The 2,566-nt window shown below is 71.7% G+C and carries 3 protein-coding genes; 2 read left to right on the top strand and 1 reads right to left on the bottom strand.

Annotation, left to right across the window (positions count from 1 at the left end; all coding sequences use genetic code 11):
• Positions 1-219 (top strand): antibiotic biosynthesis monooxygenase family protein (locus ACR2JA_RS08930; protein WP_434008743.1); only part of this gene is annotated, 219 nt, incomplete at its 5' end.
• Here the strand turns inward: ACR2JA_RS08930 and ACR2JA_RS08925 are convergent.
• A complete protein-coding gene (locus ACR2JA_RS08925; protein ID WP_434008742.1) occupies positions 210-1,361 on the bottom strand; it encodes a hypothetical protein in 1,152 nt (383 codons plus the stop codon). The genes ACR2JA_RS08930 and ACR2JA_RS08925 overlap by 10 nt on opposite strands.
• A 68-nt stretch (positions 1,362-1,429) precedes the next feature.
• Between ACR2JA_RS08925 and ACR2JA_RS08920 the strand changes: the two genes are divergently transcribed.
• Positions 1,430-2,566 (top strand): DNA repair protein RadA (locus ACR2JA_RS08920; RefSeq protein ID WP_434008741.1); only part of this gene is annotated, 1,137 nt, incomplete at its 3' end.

Here is a 2,566-nt window from a genome sequence, read left to right as displayed (position 1 = left end):
ACGCAATTCGGCTGCCTGGATTTCACCGCCGTCACCGAGGGCGACCAGGAAATCGCGCTGTCCTACTGGCCCGACGAGGCCAGCATCCGCGCCTGGAAGCAGCACAGCGACCACCTGGTCGGACAGCGGCTGGGCCGTGAGCGCTGGTACGCCAGCTACTCGGTCGAGGTGGCCGAGATCACGCGGCGCTACCGCCACCCGGCAACGGCTCAGACGTAATCGTCCGGGTCCCGGTCCGCCTGCACCGCGGGGGGCGGCGCCTCGCGCCGGCGGTTGAGCCAGCGCTTGAGCGTCGCCACGTCCTGCACCGCGGCCAGGTCCTGTTCCAGCTGTGCCACGGCCGATTCGAGCGCCGCCACCTGCGCCAGCAGCGCCTGCCTGAGGGTGTTCGGGTTGGCCACCTGCTGGTGCGGCAGGTCGAACTCGGCCGCCAGCTGGCCCTGGCGCGCGGCGCGCTCGCGCTCCAGCCCGGCGACCTGCTGCTTGAGCAGCAGCGTCAACGCGGCCAGCCGGTCGTCCGCCAGGCGCGAGACGGCGGCCGGATCGGCCAGCTCGGCGCGCAGCTGGATCTGCATCAGCGTCACCAGGTCCTTGCGCGCGTAGGCGGTGTTGGCTTCACTCATCAGCGCGGTCTTGCGCACACGCTCGGTTTCGTCGGGCTCGCGGTCGGGGTGCAGGGCGCTGGCCAGCTGGCGGAACAGGGTGCGCAGCTGCGTGTCGGCGTCGGCCGCCTGGGCCTGCGCCTCGGCCCGCGGGGTGCCCGGTTGCTGCCGCGCCTTGCGCGCCTGGGCCTTGGCCTGGCGGCGTTCCTGGGCGGCTTCGCGCTCGGCACGCCAGCGGGCCAGGCCTTCGCGCACCAGTTCCTCGGCCGACAGCGCTTCGCCCTCGCCGCCCAGCGGCTCGCCCAGCGCCGCCTCCAGTCGCGCCCGCATCGCCTCGGCAGCCGCCTGCTTCTTCTGCGCCAGGGTCTGCGGGCTGTGCCGGTCGTGCAGCGCGGCCATCTCGGCATCGCCCTCGCCGGCCAGCGCCTGGGCCAGGTCGCACAGCGCCTCGGTGGCGGTGGCCTGCTGCACGCGGCTCAGGGCCTTGTCCTGCAGATGCGCTTGCAGCGCCAACGCCAGGGCGCGCATGTGCTGGCGCTGGCGTTGTCGCAGTGGGGTGGCCCAGCGGTGCTGCTCGACGCGGTGCGACTGGCCGAGCGCATCCAGCTCGTCGAGCTGCGCGCGGAGTTTGTCGACCCGGGTCAGCTGCAGGTTGAAGGCGCGGGCCGCGGCCGACAGCGGCTGCGCGCCCGGCGCGAGCGCCTGCAGGGCGGTGGCGGGGACGACACGGTTCGAAGACGCGGAGCGGGCAGTGGACACGGTGGTGGGGGGCGTAGGGGGTCGGGCACAGACCGGCACGGCGGGGTGTCGACTATATTGCCGGCCACATGGCCAAAGAAAAGACGATCTACACCTGCAACGAATGCGGCGGCACCAGCCCGCGCTGGCTGGGCAAGTGCCCGCACTGCAACGCCTGGAACACGCTGATCGAATCGGTGGCCGAATCCAGCGCGCCCGCCAAGAACCGCTTCGCCGCGCTGGCCAAGACGGCCGAGGTGACCACGCTGGCCGACATCGAAGCCACCGACGTGCAGCGCACCCCCACCGGCCACGACGAACTGGACCGGGTGCTGGGCGGCGGCATCGTGGAAGGTGGCGTGGTGCTGATCGGCGGCGATCCGGGCATCGGCAAGTCCACCCTGCTGCTGCAGGCGCTGGACTCGCTGCAACGCTCGTGGCAGAAAACCCTGAGCGACGCCGGGCCGCCCCAAGGCGCGAAAGCCCCCTTGGGGGGCAGCGGACCTCGCGCAGCGGGGGAGCGTGGGGGCGGCACGTTGTACGTCACCGGCGAAGAGTCGGGCGCGCAGGTCGCACTGCGCTCGCGCCGGCTGGGGCTGGACGGTTCGCAGGTCCAAGTGCTGGCCGAGATCCAGCTGGAAAAGATCCTCGCCACGCTGGCGGCACACCAGCCCGCCATCGCCGTCATCGACTCGATCCAGACCGTGTATTCCGAACAGCTGACCAGCGCGCCGGGTTCGGTGGCGCAGGTGCGCGAATGCGCGGCCCACCTCACCCGCGCGGCCAAGGCCAGCGGCACGGCCATCGTGCTGGTCGGCCACGTGACCAAAGAAGGCGCGCTGGCCGGTCCGCGCGTGCTGGAACACATGGTGGACACCGTCCTGTATTTCGAGGGCGACACACACAGCAGCTTCCGCCTGATCCGTGCGATCAAGAACCGCTTTGGCGCGGTCAACGAGATCGGCGTGTTCGCCATGACCGAGAAGGGCCTCAAGGGCGTGAGCAACCCGAGCGCGATCTTCCTGTCGCAACACTCGGAACCGGTACCTGGCAGCTGCGTGATGGTGACACTGGAAGGCACGCGACCGATGCTGGTGGAGATCCAGGCCCTGGTGGACAGCGGCGGGCCCTCGCCGCGGCGCCTGTCGGTCGGCCTCGACCGCGACCGCCTGGCCATGCTGCTGGCCGTGCTGCACCGCCACGCGGGCGTGGCCTGCATGGACCAG

The sequence above is a fragment of the Hydrogenophaga sp. genome, from assembly GCF_051007235.1.
Taxonomy (GTDB): domain Bacteria; phylum Pseudomonadota; class Gammaproteobacteria; order Burkholderiales; family Burkholderiaceae_C; genus Hydrogenophaga.
The sequence above is the reverse complement of the archived record's forward strand: the minus strand, read 5'-3'. Positions and strand labels throughout refer to the sequence as shown.